This window comes from Enterococcus sp. DIV1094, from assembly GCF_017316305.2.
GTDB lineage: Bacteria > Bacillota > Bacilli > Lactobacillales > Enterococcaceae > Enterococcus_B > Enterococcus_B mangumiae.
The window spans coordinates 1,141,753-1,164,160 of the sequence record NZ_CP147250.1 but is presented as its reverse complement, the minus strand read 5'-3'; the positions used below and the strand labels follow the sequence as shown (position 1 = coordinate 1,164,160).

Genomic DNA, 22,408 nt, shown 5'->3' with positions numbered 1-22,408 from the left:
TTTTTTCATGAATCGTGCCGATAATTTCTAATTATGGAAAATTAGTGAAATAGGCTTTGAAGAAAAAGAGATATTGTATGGTTCCCCTGATAAATTGAGAGGGTTGGTACTAGTTTATCAATGGCACGTGTATATGAAGTAAAGAGCAAAAAAACTGTAAAATCATGAAAAATATTCATGATTTTACAAAACTAGGTGATGGTGCACGATCTTCACGTGGTTTTTGGTCCTTCATTTTCTGTTCTTGCTTATCATGTGCAGCGGTTACTTTTTCTTTCAGTGTTGGTTTTAAAATACTCTTTTGAGGAGGATTTTTAAGGGGCTCAAGCTTAGCAACCAATTCTTTTTTTTGATTTTTTAATGCTTGGATTTCTTTTCGATGAAAGAAATTTGAAACTTTGCCAACGATATTCCATTTGCTTGTTTTGTACACATTTAATTTTTCCTGTGTAGCACCTAACTCTTTTTTTATCGCGTTTCTCACCATTTTTTTCTCATTTAATCTGACTGTTTCAGGGGAAAGCATATCCGTATTTATTTTTAGTTTTGTGTCCGTTTTTTCTACAGAAGGTACGTCATGATAAGCTTTATCGAATTTTGCATTGGCTTTATTCACCTTGATTTCGCTAGGCGTTAACGGACAAGGTACTTTACCATAGGGGGAATCAGCAAATGTTGCTTTTACTTTTTCAGCCATTTTTGGATCGAGGGTGTCAAGCTTCTTGTAAAGGCTATTCGCCCGAGAACGTTGGTCTTTGATACTATCAGTATACAAGCCAAATTCTTCTTTTACTAAATCATGACTAACAAGTTTATCTCTTTTTTCTGCGAGTGTTTGTATGATATTCTCCAAATTGGTGATTTTACTGACTAATGATTTTACTTCTTTCGTAGGGCCTTTTGGTTGCTGTGATACTGACTTCCGAAACACGGCAGATAATCGTCGGCGAGCTGATTTCTGATCGGTCATTGAACGTCTGGGTGTAGAGTTTTGTTGCTCGGATGACCGTCGACGGTTCGAGTTCTGTTGGGAAACGGATTCCCGACGAGGGGCGCTCTGTGGCGGCATGGAATGACGTCTGGTCGACTGGTCAACTGACTCTCGTTGAATACTACTTGTTTTTTCAAGTGATTGTTCTTTCATCACTTGTTTAAGTGCTTGCTGTGTGTGGATATTAAATAGGGTGCTTCTTAGCTCACTTTTTGAGACACTAAGCATATCAGTTGCCTTATTATACGCATCTGGCTCTCCACGAGGACCAGAATGTTTCGTGACTTCAACCTGGATGTCTTTGATTTGTTCAATTAGCCCATTTCTTTCTGTGTTTAGTCGAGCAATATCCTCGTTGATTTGCGTGACAGACAATTTGAGTCTCTCTGGTTGGATCGTTGCGGTTTGTTGTGAAAATTTTTTCACGATCGCTAATTGATCCTGTGCGTGAACACGGGTGCTTTCAGAAAGGTTAGGGTCTTTTGATCGTAAGTTCAATGTGCGGTCTTTGATGATGATATTTGCCTTCAAACGAGCTAGATTTTCTGGTCCAATTGCTTTTTGATCCAAAAATCCATTTTTAATTGCTGCGTTTAAAAATTTTATGACTTCTTTATTTGTTAGTTGTGCCATAGGTTTCTCCTTATGTATCTTTCTAGCTACATAACAAAAATAACATTTTTATGTGTTTTTCTTTTATTGATAATTTCTCTGGCATAACAATTATTGCTATAGACAATCTAATGCAAAAATGTTATTTCGGGTGAGCCAACACGCGTATGGGGGCGTGTCTTGTGTTATGTACGCTTTCGTTGCCAAAAAACCAGAGAAAGAGTTCTTTACAGATTCGAACAAACTTTTTTTGTTTTTGGAAAAAAATTGTCCCGACAAATAAAAATTCCATGCTATATTCTGGATTAAAGAATGCTATGAATAAAGGAGAGTCCTTGTGAGAAAACAATATACATCAGAATTGACGAAGTTAACGGTGATTGAAATCGTAACAAAATTAAGTGAAGAGAAAAAGAATTTCTCGTTTCGCGATATTGAAGAAGAATATCAACAGCCTTTGACTGCTGCGGATAAATTTTTGATTCGCTGTTTGATTGTCAAAAAATTCAATTTGAAAATCGAATATTTTTCCTCTTCGAAAGCCAACCAATTACAATTTTGTAAAATCTGAGGTAGTCGTGCGTAGTACGTCCAATGAGCATTGCTCAAGTTTAGTATAAAAATAAAAAATGTTGTAATTCTATACAAAAGAATTTATTTGGTTTCCTATCGGTTATGATACAAACAGAACGACAGCAAAAGAGGAGGCGTTAAATGGAATAAGATTCTGTATAGGGAGAAGATGAGGAAGCTAGCGTTGAACTTCAGGAGATACGTTTGGCAATAAATAAGAAGTAATAAATAGGCATAACTAAACATAATAAACACACATAGAACATCACTTGATTATCATCAACTATTTCGGGGAAAAATAGTTGAACGGTCTCACTTGCTTGACGACGTGCATCACTAATTGCGCTACCGCATTTAGAAAGCGTAAGCAAATGTTATCAGGTGACGAATATTGAGGGACGGTAGTTTGAGTAGGCTACTGTGACTCACAATAGCACATAGTTCCACCATAGATGAATGTTGAATTCGAACATAGAACAAACACATAAAGCAATAACTAGTGAAGCACATATTCGAACATAGAGATAAGCACATAGAACCAATAGATAAAACGAACACATTGTACATCGAAGCTTTCATGTTTTCTCGCGACATCAAGCTTACAACAATCTAAAGCGAGCATAACAAACCCACCATTGATAAAAAAGAGGCTAGTTTCCTAGCCTCTTCAGATTGTAGACAAACCTTATGTAAAAATGAGGTTTGTCTTTTTTATATGTACGATTTTAAGAATAAAAGAGAAATTTCTTTGTTTTTCTAAAGAAAAACACACCTTTCCTGCTCGCCCTTTTTTGATTTTTATTAGTTTTTTCATATTTAGACAGGCAAAAGTAAGCCCAATTTTCATGTGCATTTTTTCTATTCCTATTTGATTCGTATAACGTAATCCATGAAATTCCTTTGCTGTACCAAAAATTCGTTCAATTGTTTCTTTTCTTTTTCTATATAGGTCTTTAAAACTTCTTTGATGACGTATTTCCTCACATCGTTCGATTGCTTTCGCCCAAATATGTCTGGTGATGACTTTTGTATGATTTTTTGAATTTGTACAAGTAGATAGAACAGGACAATTTTTACATTCTTCTGGATTACTTTTGTATTCTAAATATCCTTTTCGATTGGTTGTCGAATAAGAGAGGATCTTATCATTAGGACAGATATAACAATCATAGTATTCATCGTAGGCATAGTCGTTCTTCTTGAAATAGCCCGCTTTCGTCATTGGTCGCTTATAAGGGAAAACAGGGGTCAGATTTTCTTCGAGAAGTAATTGTGCGATTGCTGGCGTTTTATACCCAGCATCCATAATCAATTTATCTAAAGTAAAAGCTCCTTTGAGCTTTTTAAATAAAGAAATAAACGTACGACTATCATGTAAGTTTCCTGGGTGGGTCGTATAACCTAGTATCCAGCCGTTTTTATCACATGCCACTTGTGCGCTATATGCAAAAACTTCTTTATGCTCACCTTTATGAAACCAACCACTTTCGGGATCAGTAGTACTTGTTTTTTTCATGGCCATTTTAGTTCCTGCGTTTGTTTCTTTTAAGGGCTTTTTTAGGCGTTTTTCTCGATCTTTTTCAATTTCTTTTGTCAATTTTTCCGTATAAAAGAAGGCTTGATCCATCACTTCGACGGATTCTTTCTTGTTTCGATTCGCATGTGCTTTAATATGCGTCCCATCAATAAAAATTTCAGAGGTATCAACGATTCCTTCCGTCATACATTGTGCTAAAATCTCATAAAAGATTTGTTCAAACGTAGTGGTTCCTTTGAACCGTCTCGTATAGTTTTTACCAAATGTAGAAAAATGAGGAACTGCATCTTCTAACCCTAACCCCAAAAACCATCGATACGCGTTGTTCACTTCAATTTCTTTGATGGTTTGTCTCATGCTTTTAATACCAAAAAAGTATTGAATCATCGGTAACTTAATCAGAAGAACGGGATCTAAGCTTGGCCGTCCTTGGGTTTCATCATATTTATCTTTTACCAAATCGTAAATAAAAGAAAAATCAATAAACTGATCCATTTGTCGTAATAAATGGTCTTGGGGAACTAAGTCCTCAAGAGCAAAAAAGCCCATCTGTGCACGCTTACTCATATCTTGTTTTGAGAGCATCGGGTTACACCTCCAATTCATAGTTTTATTTTAACGTATAAAAAAAGACAAAGCACTATAAATAAGTACTTTGTCTACAATCTGAAGAGGCTAGTTTCCTAGCCTCTTTTTGCTGATGGTAAGCCATCGATTTCTGTTAAACTGACCTCGCCAGATAGGAGCTGGAAACGTTGCTCGGGTGTGTCCACGATCAATTCTCCTTTAGGGCCGATCGATTGAGCGATGCCCTGATAGGTCGTCCCTCTTTGGCTAAAGCTGACAGACTTTCCTAAGACGAAGGATCGTTCTTTGTAAAGGTCAAAATATGCCTGCGTGGGGTCTGCTAAATACGAAAAGAAATGTTTCCAAATCGAACAAATCAATTGGTTTCTAGTAATCATTGCTTCACCGTCTGGAAATAAGGAAGTCGCTTTTTGCTGGATGTCATCAGGAAATTGGATTTGGGGAATCGAAAAGTTCAATCCCACACCAATGATCACTGAACGAATTTCGCCAGTTTCCATATCGCTTACTGCTTCCGATAAAATACCGCAAACTTTTCTTCCGTCAAGATAGATATCGTTGACCCATTTGATCATTGCGTGCTTTCCTGTCATTTCTTCGATTGCTCTGACACAAGCACTGGCAGCGATCAACGTATATTGTGGCAACTCTTCAAAATGCTTTTGTGGATGCAACAAAAGGCTCATGTAGATTCCTTGCCCGGGTTGTGCAAAAAATGAACGCCCAAAACGACCATGCGCTTGCTCTTGTGTATCAGCGATAAATAAGCTAGGTTTCATCGTATCAATAGTAGAAGCTAACTTCGCATCTTTCATCGTTGATTCAGATTGCGCTAAAACAGTCACTTGCGTATCAAAAGGGGATAGTTCATGTGAAATCTCTACAGAATCTAATACATCGGATGGAAGATAACGGTATCCTTTTGCTTGATGCTCAAACCGAAAGCCTTCTTTTTCTAATTCTTTGATGGCCTTCCAAATGCTTGTCCGGGAAACATTCAGCTGTTGCGCAATCTTTTCACCAGACAGAAATGTCGAGTTGTTTTTTAAAAGGTGTAACACCTTGGCTTTTGTCGTCATTGAACAAACTCCTTTCTATGTATCATACTATCAGATTTGAGGAGATGCCAGAAGCGTTTATTTGGTAGAGAGCCAAAAATTTTCCGACTCGTAAAAACGAAAGAGAAAAGGTACCTTTATAGAATGATTTGGGAGTTAGGAGTAAATGAAATGGAACAAAAAAGAAAGATTAAGAAACAATTACGAAAATTTACAGGAAACGCCAGGAAGTGTTGACTTTTACGTTAAAACAGTGTATTATATGAAGTTGCAAAAACTATCTGATGAAGTGAAGGCAGAAACGAAATATTGTCCGTTTCGGCTTTAATATAAGGAAACAAAAGTAGAAGCTCAGGAAGGTATGTATTCAAGAGAACGTTCTATTTTTGGTTTTTTTTTTGCCTAAAAGCCGCAAAAAATGTCTGTTGTTACCTAAATATAATATTTTTAATATTATTGTAACAATTGATCGGGTAGTCTTTTTGAATGACATTTTAGAGGGGTGAAGAGCTTGGCTGGACACGTAGTAAAATACGGAAAACATCGCGAACGTAGAAGTTTCGCACGAATCAGTGAAGTGTTGGAATTACCAAATTTGATCGAAATTCAAACAGACTCGTACCAATGGTTCTTGGATGAAGGACTAAGAGAAATGTTTGAAGATATTTTGCCAATCGATGACTTCAATGGCAATCTTTCTTTGGAATTTGTAGATTATGAATTGAAAGAACCAAAGTACACAGTAGCAGAAGCACGCGCACATGACGCAAACTATTCTGCACCATTACATGTGACTTTACGTTTAACAAACCGTGAGACAGGTGAAATCAAAGCGCAAGAAGTATTCTTCGGTGATTTCCCATTGATGACAGAGCAAGGGACATTCATCATCAACGGTGCTGAACGTGTTATTGTATCCCAATTAGTCCGTTCACCAGGTGTTTATTTCCATGGGAAAGTAGACAAAAATGGTAAAGAAGGATTCGGTTCAACAGTGATCCCTAACCGTGGCGCATGGTTAGAAATGGAAACTGATGCAAAAGACATCTCTTATGTACGTATCGACCGCACACGTAAGATTCCATTGACTGTGTTAGTCCGTGCATTAGGTTTTGGTTCAGATGACACGATTTTTGAAATCTTTGGCGATAGTGAAACATTGCGTAACACGATCGAAAAAGATCTACACAAAAATGCAAGTGACTCTAGAACAGAAGAAGGATTAAAAGATATCTACGAGCGTCTTCGCCCAGGCGAACCAAAAACAGCTGATAGTTCACGTAACTTGCTGAATGCCCGCTTCTTTGATCCAAAACGTTACGACTTAGCAAATGTGGGTCGTTACAAAGTAAACAAAAAACTAGACTTGAAAACACGTCTATTGAACTTAACCTTAGCAGAAACATTGGTTGATCCTGAAACAGGCGAGATCATTGTTGAAAAAGGAACAGCTTTGACCCATCAAGTGATGGAAACATTGGCACCGTTCATCGACAATGGCTTGAACTCAGTGACTTACTACCCAACTGAAGATGGCGTAGTGACTGACCCAATGACTGTCCAAGTGATCAAAGTCTTTTCACCAAAAGATCCAGAACGTGAAGTGAACGTGATCGGTAACGGCTACCCAGATACAACAGTGAAAACTGTTCGTCCAGCGGATATCGTTGCTTCAATGAGCTATTTCTTAAACTTGATGGAAGGTATCGGCAACGTGGATGATATCGACCACTTAGGAAATCGTCGTATCCGTTCTGTCGGAGAACTTTTACAAAACCAATTCCGTATTGGTTTAGCACGTATGGAACGTGTCGTACGTGAAAGAATGTCGATCCAAGATACAGAAACATTGACACCACAACAATTGATCAACATCCGTCCAGTTGTTGCAAGTATCAAAGAATTCTTTGGTTCTTCTCAATTGTCTCAGTTCATGGACCAAACAAATCCATTAGGCGAATTGACACACAAACGTCGTCTTTCAGCCTTAGGACCTGGTGGTTTGACTCGTGACCGTGCCGGCTATGAAGTACGTGACGTTCACTACTCTCACTATGGCCGTATGTGTCCGATCGAAACGCCTGAGGGACCAAACATCGGATTGATCAATAGTTTGTCAAGTTATGCGAAAGTAAATAAATTTGGTTTTATCGAAACACCTTACCGTCGTGTCGATCGTGAAACAGGACGTGTAACAGAACAAATCGATTATTTGACCGCAGACATCGAGGACCATTATATCGTTGCCCAAGCAAATAGTAAGTTGAATGATGACGGAACATTTGCTGAAGACATCGTTATGGCTCGTGCCCAAAGTGAAAACTTAGAAGTATCGATCGATAAAGTCGATTACATGGACGTTTCACCGAAGCAAGTAGTTGCGGTAGCGACAGCATGTATTCCTTTCTTGGAAAACGATGACTCCAACCGTGCCTTGATGGGTGCCAACATGCAGCGTCAAGCCGTGCCATTGATCAACCCTCAAGCACCTTGGGTCGGTACTGGTATGGAATACAAATCAGCTCATGACTCAGGAGCTGCGTTACTATGTAAACATGACGGTGTGGTTGAATTTGTAGATGCATCTGAGATTCGCGTACGCCGTGACAATGGCGCATTAGACAAATATTCAGTCACAAAATTCCGCCGTTCAAACTCTGGAACAAGTTACAACCAACGCCCAATCGTTCATTTAGGTGAAAAAGTCGAAAAAGGGGATACCTTGGCAGACGGACCATCAATGGAACAAGGTGAAATGGCGCTAGGACAAAACGTCTTAGTTGGTTTCATGACTTGGGAAGGTTACAACTATGAAGATGCGATCATCATGAGCCGTCGTCTAGTAAAAGATGATGTGTATACATCGATCCATATTGAAGAATATGAATCAGAAGCTCGTGATACAAAATTAGGACCTGAAGAAATCACTCGCGAAATCCCGAACGTCGGTGAAGACGCATTGAAAGACTTAGACGAAATGGGAATCATCCGTATTGGGGCAGAAGTCCAAGACGGTGACTTATTAGTCGGTAAAGTAACACCAAAAGGGGTAACTGAGCTTTCAGCAGAAGAACGCTTATTACATGCGATCTTCGGTGAAAAAGCACGTGAAGTACGTGATACTTCTCTACGTGTACCACACGGTGGTGGCGGGATCGTTCACGATGTGAAGATCTTTACTCGTGAAGCTGGCGATGAATTATCACCAGGTGTCAACATGTTAGTTCGTGTGTATATCGTTCAAAAACGTAAAATCCATGAAGGGGATAAAATGGCCGGTCGTCACGGTAATAAAGGGGTTGTTTCCCGTATTATGCCGGAAGAAGATATGCCATTCTTACCTGATGGAACACCAATCGACATCATGTTGAACCCATTAGGGGTACCATCACGGATGAACATCGGACAAGTATTGGAATTACACTTAGGGATGGCTGCGCGTCAATTAGGCATCCACGTAGCAACACCAGTATTTGATGGTGCAAGTGATGAAGACGTATGGGAAACTGTTCGTGAAGCTGGCATGGCTAGCGATGCGAAAACTGTTCTTTATGACGGACGTACAGGTGAACCATTTGACGGACGTGTGTCTGTCGGAGTGATGTACATGATCAAACTTGCTCACATGGTTGATGACAAGTTACATGCACGTTCAATTGGACCTTACTCACTAGTTACGCAACAACCATTAGGTGGTAAAGCACAATTTGGTGGACAACGTTTTGGGGAAATGGAAGTTTGGGCACTGGAAGCTTACGGTGCGGCGTATACCTTACAAGAAATCTTGACATACAAATCAGATGACGTAGTCGGACGTGTGAAAACATACGAAGCGATCGTCAAGGGTGAGCCAATTCCAAAACCAGGTGTACCTGAATCCTTCCGCGTATTAGTCAAAGAGTTACAATCACTAGGATTAGACATGCGTGTCCTAGACATCCAAGACAGCGAGATCGAACTTCGCGACATGGATGACGAAGACGATGACTTGATCACAGTCGATGCTTTGACAAAATTCGCTGAACAACAAACAGCAAAAGAACTAGAAAAACAAGCTGCTGAACAAGTCGAAGATGAAAGACAAGACATCATCCAAAACTTTGAAACCGCAGAAGATAATTTAGACTGATCCGGTCTGAGATACTGTAAGGCGGTCGATGATCAGCCGCCTTGCGGTTTTGCCATTAAATGAAATGGAGGGAACCCCTTTTGATCGATGTAAATAAATTCGAAAGTATGCAAATAGGTTTGGCTTCTCCCGAAAAAATCAGAAGCTGGTCTTACGGTGAAGTAAAAAAACCTGAGACGATTAACTATCGTACCTTAAAACCTGAGCGCGAAGGATTGTTCTGTGAGCGGATTTTTGGTCCTACAAAAGACTGGGAATGTGCCTGCGGAAAATACAAACGTATCCGTTACAAAGGAATCGTTTGTGATCGCTGTGGTGTGGAAGTGACTCGTTCAAAAGTTCGTCGTGAACGTATGGGTCATATCGAATTAGCAGCACCTGTTTCACATATCTGGTACTTCAAAGGTATTCCTTCACGTATGGGTCTTGTATTAGACATGAGCCCACGCGCACTAGAAGAAATCATTTACTTTGCCTCATATGTTGTTATTGAACCAGGAAACACAAGCTTAGAGAAAAAACAATTGTTGACTGAACGCGAATACCGCGAAAAACGTGAACAATATGGCCAAGAATTCCAAGCAGCAATGGGAGCAGAAGCAATCAAACAACTACTTGATAACGTTGATTTGGATGCTGAAGCGGCTGAATTGAAAGAAGAATTGAAATCTGCACAAGGACAAAAACGTACACGTGCGATCCGTCGTTTGGACATTTTAGAAGCATTCCGTGCTTCTGGCAATGAACCAAGCTGGATGGTCATGGATGTTATCCCTGTCATCCCACCAGATTTACGCCCAATGGTCCAATTAGAAGGTGGACGTTTTGCAACAAGTGATTTGAATGATCTATACCGTCGTGTGATCAACCGTAACAACCGTTTGAAACGTTTGTTAGACTTGAATGCACCAGGAATCATCGTTCAAAACGAAAAACGTATGTTGCAAGAAGCTGTAGATGCGTTGATCGATAACGGTCGTCGTGGCCGTCCTGTCACAGGACCAGGTAACCGCCCGTTGAAATCTCTTTCTCATATGTTGAAAGGGAAACAAGGTCGTTTCCGTCAAAACTTACTTGGTAAACGTGTCGACTACTCTGGTCGTTCAGTTATCGTCGTAGGTCCTTTCTTAAAAATGTACCAATGTGGACTACCAAAAGAAATGGCGATCGAATTGTTCAAACCATTCGTGATGCGTGAATTAGTTCAACGTGAACTTGCTTCAAACATCAAAAATGCAAAACGCAAGATCGAACGTCAAGAAGATGAAGTTTGGGATGTCTTAGAAGACGTCATCAAAGAACATCCAGTTCTATTGAACCGGGCACCTACGCTTCACAGATTAGGTATCCAAGCATTTGAACCCGTTCTTGTCCAAGGTCGTGCGATCCGTTTGCATCCATTGGTATGTGAAGCCTACAATGCCGATTTCGATGGAGACCAAATGGCCGTTCACGTACCGTTGAACGAAGAAGCACAAGCAGAAGCACGTATGCTGATGCTAGCTGCTCAAAACATCTTGAATCCAAAAGATGGTAAACCAGTCGTTACACCTTCTCAGGATATGGTATTAGGAAACTACTACCTAACAATGGAAGAAGAAGGTCGTGAAGGCGAAGGAATGGTCTTTAGAGACCAAAACGAAGCAGTCATCGCATGGCGTAATGGCTACGTTCATTTACATTCACGTATCGGTGTGAACCCAATGTCATTAGGGGACAAACCATTTACTGATTGGCAAAAAGAACGTACGATGATCACAACTGTTGGTAAAATCATCTTCAATGAGATCATGCCACCAGAATTCCCTTACTTGAATGAACCAACTGACTTCAACTTGACTGTCCAAACACCAGACAAATACTTTGTTGAAGCTGGAACAGATATTCCTGCTCACATCAAAGAACAAGAGTTAGTTTTACCATTCAAGAAGAAAAACTTAGGAAACATCATCGCCGAAGTCTTCAAACGTTTCAAAGTCACTGAAACTTCTAAGATGCTTGACCGTATGAAAGACTTAGGTTACAAACATTCGACACATGCAGGTATCACTGTAGGGATCGCCGACATCAGTGTCTTGAATGAAAAACAAGTAATCATTGACGAAGCGCATAAACAAGTAGAGTCAATTACAAAACAATTCCGTCGTGGTTTGATCACTGACGACGAGCGTTATGAACGAGTAATTGCTGTCTGGAACTCTGCGAAAGACCGCATCCAACAAAAACTGATGGAAGGTTTGGAAGCGAAAAACCCAATCTTCATGATGTCAGATTCTGGTGCCCGTGGTAACATCTCCAACTTTACTCAGCTTGCTGGTATGCGTGGATTGATGGCCGCACCGAACGGACGTATCATGGAATTGCCGATCATTTCGAACTTCCGTGAAGGACTTTCTGTCTTGGAAATGTTTATCTCAACTCACGGGGCTCGTAAAGGAATGACCGATACAGCCTTGAAGACAGCCGATTCCGGTTACTTGACACGTCGTTTAGTTGACGTTGCCCAAGATGTCATCATCCGTGAAGAAGATTGTGGCACTGACCGTGGTCTTGAGATCCAAGCAATCCGTGAAGGAAATGAAATCATCGAATCTCTTGAAGATCGTTTGATTGGACGTTACACTCGTAAAGAAGTTCGTCATCCTGAAACTAACGAAATGATCATCGCCGGAAATGAATTGATTTCTGAAGATGTTGCAAAACAAATCGTTGATGCAGGTGTTGAAACAGTAACGATCCGTTCTGTCTTCACATGTAACACAAAACATGGTGTCTGCAAACATTGTTACGGACGTAACTTGGCAACTGGCTCTGACGTTGAAGTTGGGGAAGCAGTTGGTACGATCGCTGCTCAATCAATCGGTGAACCAGGTACTCAGTTAACAATGCGTACGTTCCATACGGGTGGGGTTGCCGGAGATGATATCACTCAAGGTCTTCCTCGTGTCCAAGAAATCTTTGAAGCACGTAATCCGAAAGGGCAAGCAGTGATCACTGAAGTAACAGGGGATGTCATCGATATCTCTGAAGATCCTGCGACACGTACAAAAGAAGTAACGATCAAAGGGAAAACAGATACACGTACGTATACAGTTCCTTACACTGCACGTATGAAAGTCGCTGAAGGCGATATGATCCATCGTGGTGCACCATTGACTGAAGGTTCAATCGATCCGAAACAATTGTTGCAAGTACGTGACGTTCTATCTGTTGAAAACTATCTATTACGCGAAGTACAACGCGTTTACCGTATGCAAGGGGTAGAGATCGGCGACAAACATATCGAAGTAATGGTTCGCCAAATGCTTCGTAAAGTTCGCGTCATGGACCCAGGCGATACAGATATCTTACCAGGTACGCTGTTAGATATCGCAGATTTCAAAGACCAAAACTACAATACGTTAGTTGCTGGTGGCGTTCCTGCGACATCTCGTCCAGTCTTGCTAGGTATCACAAAAGCATCATTAGAAACAAACAGCTTCTTATCAGCTGCATCCTTCCAAGAAACAACTCGTGTCTTGACTGATGCTGCGATCCGAGGCAAAAAAGATCCACTTCTTGGTTTGAAAGAAAATGTTATCATCGGTAAGATCATCCCAGCTGGTACTGGTATGCCACGTTACCGTAACATGGAACCAAAAGAAGTTGGCGTTGCAAGTGAAAACGTGTATAGCATTTCTGACATCGAAGCACAAATGGCTGCAGAAGATGCAATGAATGAACAAACACGATAATTTGTGATTTCATATAAAGAAGGTCAAGTTCCTGTTTTAGGAGCTTGACCTTTTTTTTGTGGATTTTTTTCTATTCTTTTTATTTAGGTAGCAATAATTTATATCGTTAATTTGTAACCGATACCAATAATCGTAGTGACAAAAGAGTAGTCTAATTTTTTTCTGATATTTTTTATATGTGGATCTAATCGCCTATAGTCATCTCTATATTCATTTCCCCAAATAGTTTCAAGTAAATGTTCTTTTGAAACAGTAGTACCCTTTCGGTCATATAATATTTTAATTATTTGTATTTCTGTGGCTGTTAAGGGGATAGGTATATTTTTTTCACATTTAAGGGAATAATTATCTAAATCAAATATGTAACCATTTATCTTTACAGGTTGTTGGAGTGGATAGAATCGATTGGCAAGTGCGTTGATATAGTAGCTGATTACGGAAGGAGAAAAAGATTTGCTGATGTAAGCATCTGCTTTGAAACTGAAAAAGCTAATTTGAGTAAATTCATCTACACAAGTAGATAATACAATAAAAGGGACAGTACTATATTTTCTAATACTTCTTAAAAAATTAAGGCTGTCTCCATCAGGTAATTTAGCCTCAGTGATGATTAATTGAATTTCTGTAGAAAATAATTCATGAGCTTCTGATAAGCATCGACATACAGTTAGCAAATGTCCATCTTTTTCAAATAATTTTTTTAGAATGTCAACATATATTTCATCATTATCAATTACCAAAATTTGCACCATAAATTACTCCTCTCTAAGTTACTAATCTGTTCGTTCTTTTACTAAATAGAATAGCATTATTTTGTTTGCAGATAAAGCTGTATCATTATTATCTTTAAAAATTCAGGTAGTGTTCAGATTGATTCACTAAAAGAATAGTATAAATATAAATCATCTTCATATGCGAATGCTACAATAAATAGAAGCACAAGAGAATCTATTGATAGAAAGTATATAAAAAACTCATGATCCAGTGTTGAACAAGGTAGAGGGAGGATAAATAATGGACAAAAAAATCATGAATGTAAAAATTGAGTCAGAACATGGTATGTCCGCAGGAAAAAGTGAAATAATTTTAGAGCAGTTAAAAAAATATATCGGTACTGAATACAATGGCGATCGAATAAAAAATGAAATGCAGATTTTTGGTGAACAAAAAGATATTTTAGGTGTAGGATGGGGCTATCTTTACACTGTGTTGCCTACCAAAAATAATGTTGGAAGTTTTAGAATCTATTCAGCATATGCAAATGTGACTTAGGTCATAGAGTTAGAATAAGATAGAGATATTTTAGCTGATTCTTACTGGGCCTGTTACATAATGTTTCTATCTGTTTAAATTATTTGCTATCTCGTAGTCTATTTGTTTTCTTTAACTATCCACAACTCTTCTTTGAGTGATTTTCTCATAGCACAAAATGGGTGCTGGTATGTGCATAACTTTTACTTCAATATTGATCAGGATCCCTTTCGATTTATAGGTGTGGATAAGATGTTATAAAAATAAAAGATATCCACAAAAAGAAAAGCGAATGGATAAATATGGAAAGGAAAACTCAAAATTAACGCTAAAATACCGGTAGGGGGTACAATGAGCATATTTATGTTTATTTAAAAGAAAACGAGTATGATAAAACCAAAGGAGCTGATAAGAGATGGCAGTGAAAAAAGCTGTATTTGCAGGTGGTTGCTTTTGGTGTATGGTCAAACCGTTTGAAACGCAGCCGGGTATCCTTTCTGTTACTTCGGGTTATACAGGTGGACATGTACCAAATCCAACCTACGAACAAGTGACGACTGGAACAACAGGACATACGGAAGCAGTAGAGATCGAATACGACCCTGAAATCATCACTTATGCGCAATTAGTCGAAATCTATTGGCAACAAACCGATCCGACAGATGCTTTAGGTCAGTTTGCTGATCGTGGCGACTCGTATCGTCCGGTCATTTACTATAGTGATGAAGCAGAGCGTGAAGCTGCGGAAAAATCAAAACAACAACTACAAGAAAGTGGCCGTTTTGATAAACCGATCGTCACGAAGATCGAACCTCGTACGACCTTTTATCCCGCAGAAGAGTATCACCAAGATTACTACAAGAAAAATAAGATCCATTACCAGTTGTATCGTGAAGGCTCTGGCCGGGCAGGTTTCCTTAGAAAAAACTGGAAAGATTAGCCTTTTAAGCATAAGTAGTCACGTATGATAGACGTAAGAAAAGAGGAAGGACGGATATTTTTTTCCGGGTACTTCTTCTTTTTTGTGCTATCGGAAATGAAGAATCAGCCATAACGCAATACTCAGAAAAGGAATGAAGGGTAGCTGTTTTCTTTTCTTGTGAAGTAAAGCAGTAAGACCAAAATAGCTGATACCAAGGCAACTGGCGATAAATAAAAGCATAATGAGTTGTGAAGAAGTGAGTCCGCCACTCCAACTAAGTAAGAGTAACGTGTCGCCTGCCCCTAAATAGGCTTGACCATAACGCAGTAAACCGAAAGTGATCAAGCTGAACACGAAACTCGTACCGACTTGAAACTGAGCGGTCAACAACCAGTAGACCCATAAGAACGTCCAGGAGAAGTAGAAAATGCGAGTGTCGATCGCAAGATGAAAAATATCCATCAGGGAAAATAAAAAAGCAATGGCTAGCCAAATCAAATGAACTGTCTCTGTCGAATAAGTACCTGCATACATAAATAGCGCACCGCTGGTCAACTCAGCTAAGGGATAAATGGGCGAAAGTCGTGCCTGACAAGAGTGACAGCGGAACCGTTGAATGACAATCGATAGTAAGGGAATCAACTCATACCATCGTAATGTTTGCTGACAGTTGACACAATGAGAACGAGGGGAAATAATAGAAAGGTCTTGAGGAACACGTTGTGCGACTAGGCACAAAAAAGAACCAAAACAACAACCAATGATAAAATAAAGAAACATCAGACCACCTCCTTTTGATTAAGATACGCAAAAAGGAGAAGAGAGGATGAAAAACAATGATTGCAATCGGTGTTGACATCGGTACTACGCAAACGAAAGCAGTTGCATTCAATGAACAAGCAGAAGAAGTAGCTACAGCCTACTTTCATTATCCGTTGATCCAAGAAATCCAAGGAATGGCTGAACAAGATCAGGAATTGATCGTCCAAGCAGTGTATGCTGTTATCAATGAGGTGATCCAACAATTACCCGCACAGCCCATCGAATTTATCTCGTTTTCAACAGCTATGCACAGCTTGATTTTACTAGATAAAAACAAAAAGCCTTTGACGCGTATGTTCACTTGGGCAGACACCCGTGCGGTCAATGAAGCAGAAAAACTAAAAGTGACTGAAAAAGGGCGATCAATCTATGAACTGACTGGTACACCGATCCATCCAATGACGCCGTTGATCAAACTCAAATGGTTGAAAAACAACTTTCCTGATTTATTTGATCAAGCGGTTTATTTTGTAGGAATCAAAGATTATCTTTTTTATGAACTATTCGCTGAGTTAGTCAGTGATTACAGCACTGCTTCTGGTACAGGTTACTTCGATATCCGCAGATTCCAATGGTCAGAACCTATTCTTGAAGAGTTAGGAATACAAGAAGCGCAGCTGCCAAGAGTGGCACCTGCGACTGCCCAATTCACGCAACTAACAGAAGAGGCCCGTACTAAGTTTCATTTTGATCAAGAAATCCCATTTATTTTAGGAGGAGCGGATGGACCATTATCCAACTTAGGCTTAGGAGCATTCGGTGAAACGACGGCGGCACTGACTGTGGGTACAAGCGGAGCATTACGCTTTATTTCAAATCGTCCGCAACTCCATCCACAAATGGAAACTTTCTGTTATGTTTTGGATCAAACACACTGGGTTATTGGAGGCGCGACGAGTAATGGTGCAGGAATCTTTGATTGGGCAGTCCATACATTGATGCAAGATGTCGTTCAAAGAGCCAAGGAACAAGGAGAAGATCCTTATCAAGCCGTTCTTTCTGAAATCAGTTTTGTCCCACCTGGTGCCAATGGGCTGATTTTTCAACCGTATTTGCTTGGTGAACGAGCACCTTTATGGGATGCAGAAGCATTTGGCAGTTTTATTGGTCTGCAACGATGGCATACGGAAAAAGACATGATGCGTGCGGTCCTTGAAGGGGTTTGTTTCAATCTCAAGCGAATTTTACTAGGGATTTGCCCACCTGAGCAAGTCATTGAATTACGAGCAACAGGCGGCTTTGCTCAATCGGTTTTATTTCGACAAATCATGGCGGACGTTTTGGGACAACCTATCCTTTTTCCAAAAGTCAAAGAAGCTTCGGCTTTAGGTGCAGTCATTTTAGGGTGGCAGAGCCAAGGAAGAATCAATTCGTTAGCCGAAGCTTCCACATATATTGAGCTAACGCAACAAATAGCCGTTCAGAAAAAAGCCAATCGTATGTATAACAAAATATATCCTTTGTTTGTCTCCACACAGCAAGAATTAAGCCGCTATTCGCAATTATTTGCCGAACTACGAGAGGATCTATCCATGGAGATGAGCAATGAAGAAGGCGAATTTTAAATAATTACATTCGTTATATTTTTTGTTTATCTGATGGATTTTTCGCCATAAAAAAAAAGCGTCGTACTGGGGATGAAAATCGTTCTCATCTAAAGGATTTTAGTGTACTTTTCCTTCAAAGTTTACTATGATTTTAGTATAGGTAAATGCGAGGAGGCAGAATTACATGAAATTTCAACAAACAAAAGAAGTATTGAATCAATTAGTAGCAGATTTAAGCCAAATGTCGGTGATCGTTCACCAAACGCATTGGTATATGAGAGGTCCTGGATTTCTGACATTGCATCCAATGATGGACAAATTCATGGACGACTTGAACGAACAATTAGATGAGATCTCAGAACGTTTGATTACATTAGATGGTTCACCTTATTCAACATTACGTGAATTTGCAGACAACACAAAAATCCCTGATGAAGTTGGCCGTTGGGATCGTACGATGGAAGAACGTCTAGAAACATTAGTAGCTGGTTACCGCTACTTAGCAGATCTTTTCCAAAAAGGAATTGACGCTGCTGGTGAAGAAGGCGACGATCCAACACAAGATATCTTTATTGATTTTAAAGCAGCAACAGAAAAACGCATCTGGATGTTACAAGCACATCTAGGCAAAGCTCCAGGAATCGACGCATAAATTGAATTGATAGCCCCCTCACTTAAACATAAGGATAGATGAGGGGGCTTGTTTTATTTCTCTTTTTGTAATTGTTGGCGTGCTTGATCGATCTGCTGTTGGACTTGATCAAATCCGGTACCGCCTAATGAATTCCGACGTTTTACTGCTGTTTCTGGGCGTAAAGCATCATAGATATCCATTTCGATCAGTGGACTGATTTGTTGATATTCTGCAAAAGATACATCTTGGAGATAACAACCCTGTTGTGTACATTGTAAGACGAGTTTGCCAACGATCTCATGTGCTTGACGGAAAGGTAAACCCTTCGCAGCCAAGTAATCGGCTAACTCAGTCGCATTGGAGAAATCTTTTTGCGTGGCGGCATACATTCGAGCTTTATTTACTGCCATGGTTTTTACCATGCCTTCCATGATCGAGAGGCTGGCTAAAATCGTTTCACTCGTGTCGAACATTCCTTCTTTATCCTCTTGGAAATCTTTGTTATAAGCTAAAGGCAAACCCTTCATCAACGTGAGTAAACCAAATAAATTACCATATACCCGACCAGTTTTTCCCCGAATCAATTCCGCCATGTCAGGATTTTTCTTTTGAGGCATGATCGAACTGCCTGTCGAAAAAGTATCCGAAAGTTCAATGTATTGGCATTCGTAACTACACCAAAAAATGATTTCTTCGCAAAAACGTGACAAGTGCATCATCAATAAAGAAGCGTTACTTAAAAATTCAAGAATAAAATCACGGTCACTGACAGCATCAAGACTGTTTGCATAAACAGCAGAAAAGCCCAATTCATTTGCAGCGAAGGAACGATCAATCGGAAACGTCGTACCTGCCAATGCGGCACTGCCTAAAGGGGAAATATCGATTCGTTTCAAACTTTCTGTGAAGCGTTCATAATCACGTGTAAACATCTGATAGTATGCTAAGAGATGATGGCCAAAGGAAATCGGTTGGGCATGTTGCAGATGGGTGTATCCCGGCATGATCGTAGCGATATGCTCCGCTGCTTTTTCCACGAACGTTTGACGTAGCGAATGAAGCTTTTCGATCAGTTCAAGGACCGTTTCTTTCAGATACAAGTGCATGTCTGTTGCGACTTGGTCATTGCGACTACGAGCCGTATGTAGTTTCCCAGCAACAGATCCGATTTCCTCATGTAGGCATTTTTCGATATTCAAGTGGATGTCTTCGTTTTCCACCGAAAAATGCAAGGTACCATTCGTTAAACGTGTTTGCAGTTTTTCCAAACCAGTGATGATCTGTTGTGCTTCTTCCTCGGACAAAATCCCAGTATGTGCCAACATTTTCACATGCGCGAGACTCCCTAAAATATCTTGTTCAGCCAACTTTTGATCAAAGGAGATCGAAGCACCGAATGCGTCGATCCACTGTTCACTTTTCCCTTGAAACCGTCCACCCCAAAGTTTATCCATGTGATTCCTCCTATGTTTTGAATGAAGAAAAGCAGGCAAAAGTTCCTGTTTGAGCTCGCACTCAGCTTTTACCTCGCTTTTATTTTGATTGATACGCTCACTACTCTGATCCTACGGCTGTTTGTTGTTGCGTTTGAACTTCCGCATAGACTTTCGATGGAAGCCCCCAAAGCTTGATAAATCCGACAGCCGCTTGTTGATCGAAGGTATCCGCTGAAGTATACGTTGCTAATTCTTCGTTATATAGACTATTGGCTGATTTACGCCCTTCAACGATGACATTCCCTTTGAATAGTTTGACACGGACAGTTCCATTGACAGCTGTTTGAGTTGCTTTCAAGAAAGAAATCAACGCCTCAGTCAATGGATTGAACCAGAGACCATCATAGATCATTTGACTCAACTGTTGCTCGATCATCGGTTTGAAATGTGCTAATTCACGAACAAAAGTCAAATCTTCTAATTCTTTATGTGCCTGCATCAAAGTGATTGCTCCAGGACATTCATAAACTTCCCGAGACTTGATTCCCACTAGACGATTCTCCACATGATCGATCCGACCGATCCCATGCTTACCGGCTAATTGATTCAAGGACAAAATCAATTCGGATAAAGGTAAACTTTCTTGATTCAAAGCCACTGGCACGCCTTGTTCAAAAGTGAGTTCAATGATATCCGACTGATCCGGTGTGTACTCTAAGGCTGTCGTGATGTCGTAAGCACCCGCCGGCGGAGTCGCCCAAGGGTCTTCCAACACACCACACTCACAAGCACGTCCCCACAAGTTTTGGTCGATGGAGTAGGGATTCTCCAAATCTGCTGGAATCGGTACATCATTTTCTTTCGCATAGGCGATTTCCTCTTCACGGGACCATTGCCACTGACGAACCGGGGCAATGATTTTCATTTCAGGCGCCAAGGCATTGATAGCCACTTCAAAACGAACTTGGTCGTTGCCCTTTCCCGTACAGCCGTGAGCAATCGTCGTTGCGCCAGTTTTTCGGGCTAATTCCACTAATTTTTTTGCGATTAAGGGGCGAGAAAGCGCAGAAACCAGTGGATAAGACTGCTCGTAAAATGTATGACCTTGTAGCGCAATCAAGGCAAACTCTTGAGCAAATTCTTCTTTTGCATCAATGGCGTAAGACGCAATCGCGCCGACTTGAAGTGCTTTTTCTTTAATAAAAGCTGTATCTTTGCCTTCACCAATATCTAGGCAACAAGCAATCACCTCATAATCTTTTGCCAACCATTTGATTGCGACAGAGGTATCTAAGCCACCTGAGTAAGCCAATATAATTTTTTCTTTCATAAAATCGCCCCTTTATTTTTAGTGTTTTCAAAATAGTTGTTTCAAATGATAACACCATAAAAATGAAAAAGCAATCAATAAATTAAATAAATATACATAAAATCAAATAAAAAGAAAATAATATTCATAAATAAAGAATTTAAACATATTTTTATACAATTAAGCTTTTCTTTCTAAATGAAACCAAAACATTGAAAAGGAGAAAATGAAAGGAAAATTAAATTTTTCAGAAGTATAGAAAAACGTTGACATTATCAGCATTTGAAGGTAATATGTTAAATGGTATTGTTTGCCCCACAAAGAGCCCCGGAAACTCGAAGTGTATGTCAAACATCAGAACTTAAATTGGAGGAAAATAACGTGCGTACAACATATATGGCCAAACCAGGCGAAGTAGAACGTAAATGGTATGTAGTAGACGCAACTGATGTTCCATTGGGACGTCTTTCAACAGTTGTTGCATCTGTACTACGTGGAAAAAATAAACCAACTTTCACCCCTCATTTGGACACTGGCGATTTCGTCATTGTTATCAATGCAGATAAAGTGAAATTAACAGGTAAAAAAGCGACTGATAAAATTTATTACCGTCACAGCAACTACCCAGGAGGATTGAAATCAATCTCAGCTGGTGAATTGCGTGCTAAAAATTCTCGTCGTTTGATCGAAACTTCTGTAAAAGGCATGCTACCTAAAAATACTTTAGGCCGCAAACAATTTACAAAATTGAATGTATACGGTGGAGCAGAACATCCACATGCAGCACAACAACCAGAAGTTTTAGACATCACAAACTTAATCTAATAGGAGGGAATTTCATTGGCACAAGTTCAATATATCGGCACAGGCCGTCGTAAAAATGCAGTTGCCCGCGTACGTTTAGTACCAGGAACTGGTAAAATTACTATCAACAAAAAAGATGTTGAAGAATATATTCCACATGCTGACTTGCGTGAAGTTATCAATCAACCTTTCGGCGTTACTGAAACAAAAGGCGCATATGACGTATTTGTTAACGTAAACGGTGGAGGCTACGCTGGACAATCAGGAGCTATCCGTCACGGAATCGCTCGTGCATTGCTAGAAGTTGATCCTGACTTCCGTTTAGCGCTTAAACGTGCTGGGTTACTTACACGTGACGCACGTATGGTTGAACGTAAAAAACCAGGTCTTAAAAAAGCCCGCAAAGCTTCACAATTCTCGAAACGTTAATCATTGTTATATCAAGCTTTACGAGGTGTTTC

General features: G+C 39.9%; 17 protein-coding genes. 10 read left to right on the top strand and 7 right to left on the bottom strand.

Annotation, left to right across the window (positions count from 1 at the left end; genetic code table 11):
* Nucleotides 1-175 precede the first annotated feature (175 nt).
* Nucleotides 176-1,624: a hypothetical protein gene (locus DOK79_RS05645; protein ID WP_206858541.1), complete on the bottom strand. Its 1,449-nt coding sequence runs from the start codon at nt 1,622-1,624 to the stop codon at nt 176-178.
* Between the two features lie 316 nt (nt 1,625-1,940).
* Between DOK79_RS05645 and DOK79_RS05640 the strand changes: the two genes are divergently transcribed.
* Nucleotides 1,941-2,174, top strand: a complete 234-nt coding sequence (locus DOK79_RS05640; RefSeq protein ID WP_206858542.1) for a hypothetical protein — start codon at nt 1,941-1,943, stop codon at nt 2,172-2,174.
* A 687-nt stretch (nt 2,175-2,861) separates the two neighbouring features.
* Here the strand turns inward: DOK79_RS05640 and DOK79_RS05635 are convergent.
* Nucleotides 2,862-4,298: an IS1182 family transposase gene (locus tag DOK79_RS05635; protein ID WP_206853763.1), complete on the bottom strand. Its 1,437-nt coding sequence runs from the start codon at nt 4,296-4,298 to the stop codon at nt 2,862-2,864.
* A 98-nt stretch (nt 4,299-4,396) separates the two neighbouring features.
* Nucleotides 4,397-5,380, bottom strand: coding sequence for a biotin--[acetyl-CoA-carboxylase] ligase (locus tag DOK79_RS05630; protein WP_206857659.1), 984 nt, complete (start codon nt 5,378-5,380; stop codon nt 4,397-4,399).
* A 145-nt stretch (nt 5,381-5,525) separates the two neighbouring features.
* On the opposite strand from DOK79_RS05630, the gene DOK79_RS05625 reads away from it, so the two are divergent.
* From DOK79_RS05625 to rpoC, 3 genes are all read left to right on the top strand, one after another.
* Nucleotides 5,526-5,687, top strand: a complete 162-nt coding sequence (locus tag DOK79_RS05625; protein ID WP_206857650.1) for a hypothetical protein — start codon at nt 5,526-5,528, stop codon at nt 5,685-5,687.
* Nucleotides 5,688-5,870: 183 nt separating this feature from the next.
* On the top strand, nt 5,871-9,488 hold the full coding sequence (gene rpoB, locus DOK79_RS05620) for a DNA-directed RNA polymerase subunit beta (RefSeq protein ID WP_206857642.1): 3,618 nt from the start codon (nt 5,871-5,873) through the stop codon (nt 9,486-9,488).
* An 80-nt stretch (nt 9,489-9,568) separates the two neighbouring features.
* On the top strand, nt 9,569-13,222 hold the full coding sequence (gene rpoC, locus DOK79_RS05615; RefSeq protein ID WP_277989384.1) for a DNA-directed RNA polymerase subunit beta': 3,654 nt from the start codon (nt 9,569-9,571) through the stop codon (nt 13,220-13,222).
* A gap of 98 nt (nt 13,223-13,320) precedes the next feature.
* Here the strand turns inward: rpoC and DOK79_RS05610 are convergent, their stop codons facing one another.
* Nucleotides 13,321-13,974: a response regulator transcription factor gene (locus DOK79_RS05610; protein ID WP_206857636.1), complete on the bottom strand. Its 654-nt coding sequence runs from the start codon at nt 13,972-13,974 to the stop codon at nt 13,321-13,323.
* Nucleotides 13,975-14,236: 262 nt separating this feature from the next.
* On the opposite strand from DOK79_RS05610, the gene DOK79_RS05605 reads away from it, so the two are divergent.
* Together DOK79_RS05605 and msrA are read left to right on the top strand one after the other, a co-directional pair.
* Entirely contained in the window at nt 14,237-14,494 is a 258-nt protein-coding gene (locus tag DOK79_RS05605) for a hypothetical protein (RefSeq protein ID WP_206857634.1), read from the top strand.
* 394 nt (nt 14,495-14,888) lie between these two features.
* Nucleotides 14,889-15,413, top strand: a complete 525-nt coding sequence (msrA, locus tag DOK79_RS05600; protein ID WP_206857632.1) for a peptide-methionine (S)-S-oxide reductase MsrA — start codon at nt 14,889-14,891, stop codon at nt 15,411-15,413.
* A gap of 87 nt (nt 15,414-15,500) precedes the next feature.
* Here msrA and DOK79_RS05595 read toward each other — a convergent pair whose 3' ends face one another.
* The gene (locus DOK79_RS05595; RefSeq protein ID WP_206857622.1) at nt 15,501-16,175 is read right to left on the bottom strand and encodes a prepilin peptidase; all 675 of its coding nucleotides are present in this window, start codon (nt 16,173-16,175) and stop codon (nt 15,501-15,503) included.
* 56 nt (nt 16,176-16,231) lie between these two features.
* On the opposite strand from DOK79_RS05595, the gene DOK79_RS05590 reads away from it, so the two are divergent.
* Both DOK79_RS05590 and DOK79_RS05585 read left to right on the top strand, forming a co-directional pair.
* A complete protein-coding gene (locus DOK79_RS05590) occupies nt 16,232-17,782 on the top strand; it encodes a gluconokinase (RefSeq protein ID WP_206857620.1) in 1,551 nt (516 codons plus the stop codon).
* 166 nt (nt 17,783-17,948) lie between these two features.
* The gene (locus DOK79_RS05585) at nt 17,949-18,416 is read left to right on the top strand and encodes a Dps family protein (protein WP_206857618.1); all 468 of its coding nucleotides are present in this window, start codon (nt 17,949-17,951) and stop codon (nt 18,414-18,416) included.
* A gap of 53 nt (nt 18,417-18,469) precedes the next feature.
* On the opposite strand, the gene argH is transcribed toward DOK79_RS05585, so the two are convergent.
* Nucleotides 18,470-19,852 (bottom strand): argininosuccinate lyase, encoded by a 1,383-nt coding sequence (gene argH, locus DOK79_RS05580; protein WP_206857616.1) that lies wholly within the window; start codon nt 19,850-19,852, stop codon nt 18,470-18,472.
* Nucleotides 19,853-19,952: 100 nt separating this feature from the next.
* Entirely contained in the window at nt 19,953-21,164 is a 1,212-nt protein-coding gene (locus DOK79_RS05575) for an argininosuccinate synthase (protein ID WP_206857608.1), read from the bottom strand.
* Between the two features lie 375 nt (nt 21,165-21,539).
* Here DOK79_RS05575 and rplM point away from each other — a divergent pair, with 375 nt between their 5' ends.
* Entirely contained in the window at nt 21,540-21,968 is a 429-nt protein-coding gene (gene rplM, locus DOK79_RS05570; protein WP_153830627.1) for a 50S ribosomal protein L13, read from the top strand.
* Nucleotides 21,969-21,983: 15 nt separating this feature from the next.
* Entirely contained in the window at nt 21,984-22,376 is a 393-nt protein-coding gene (rpsI, locus tag DOK79_RS05565; protein ID WP_010733940.1) for a 30S ribosomal protein S9, read from the top strand.
* The last annotated feature ends 32 nt before the right edge of the window (nt 22,377-22,408 follow it).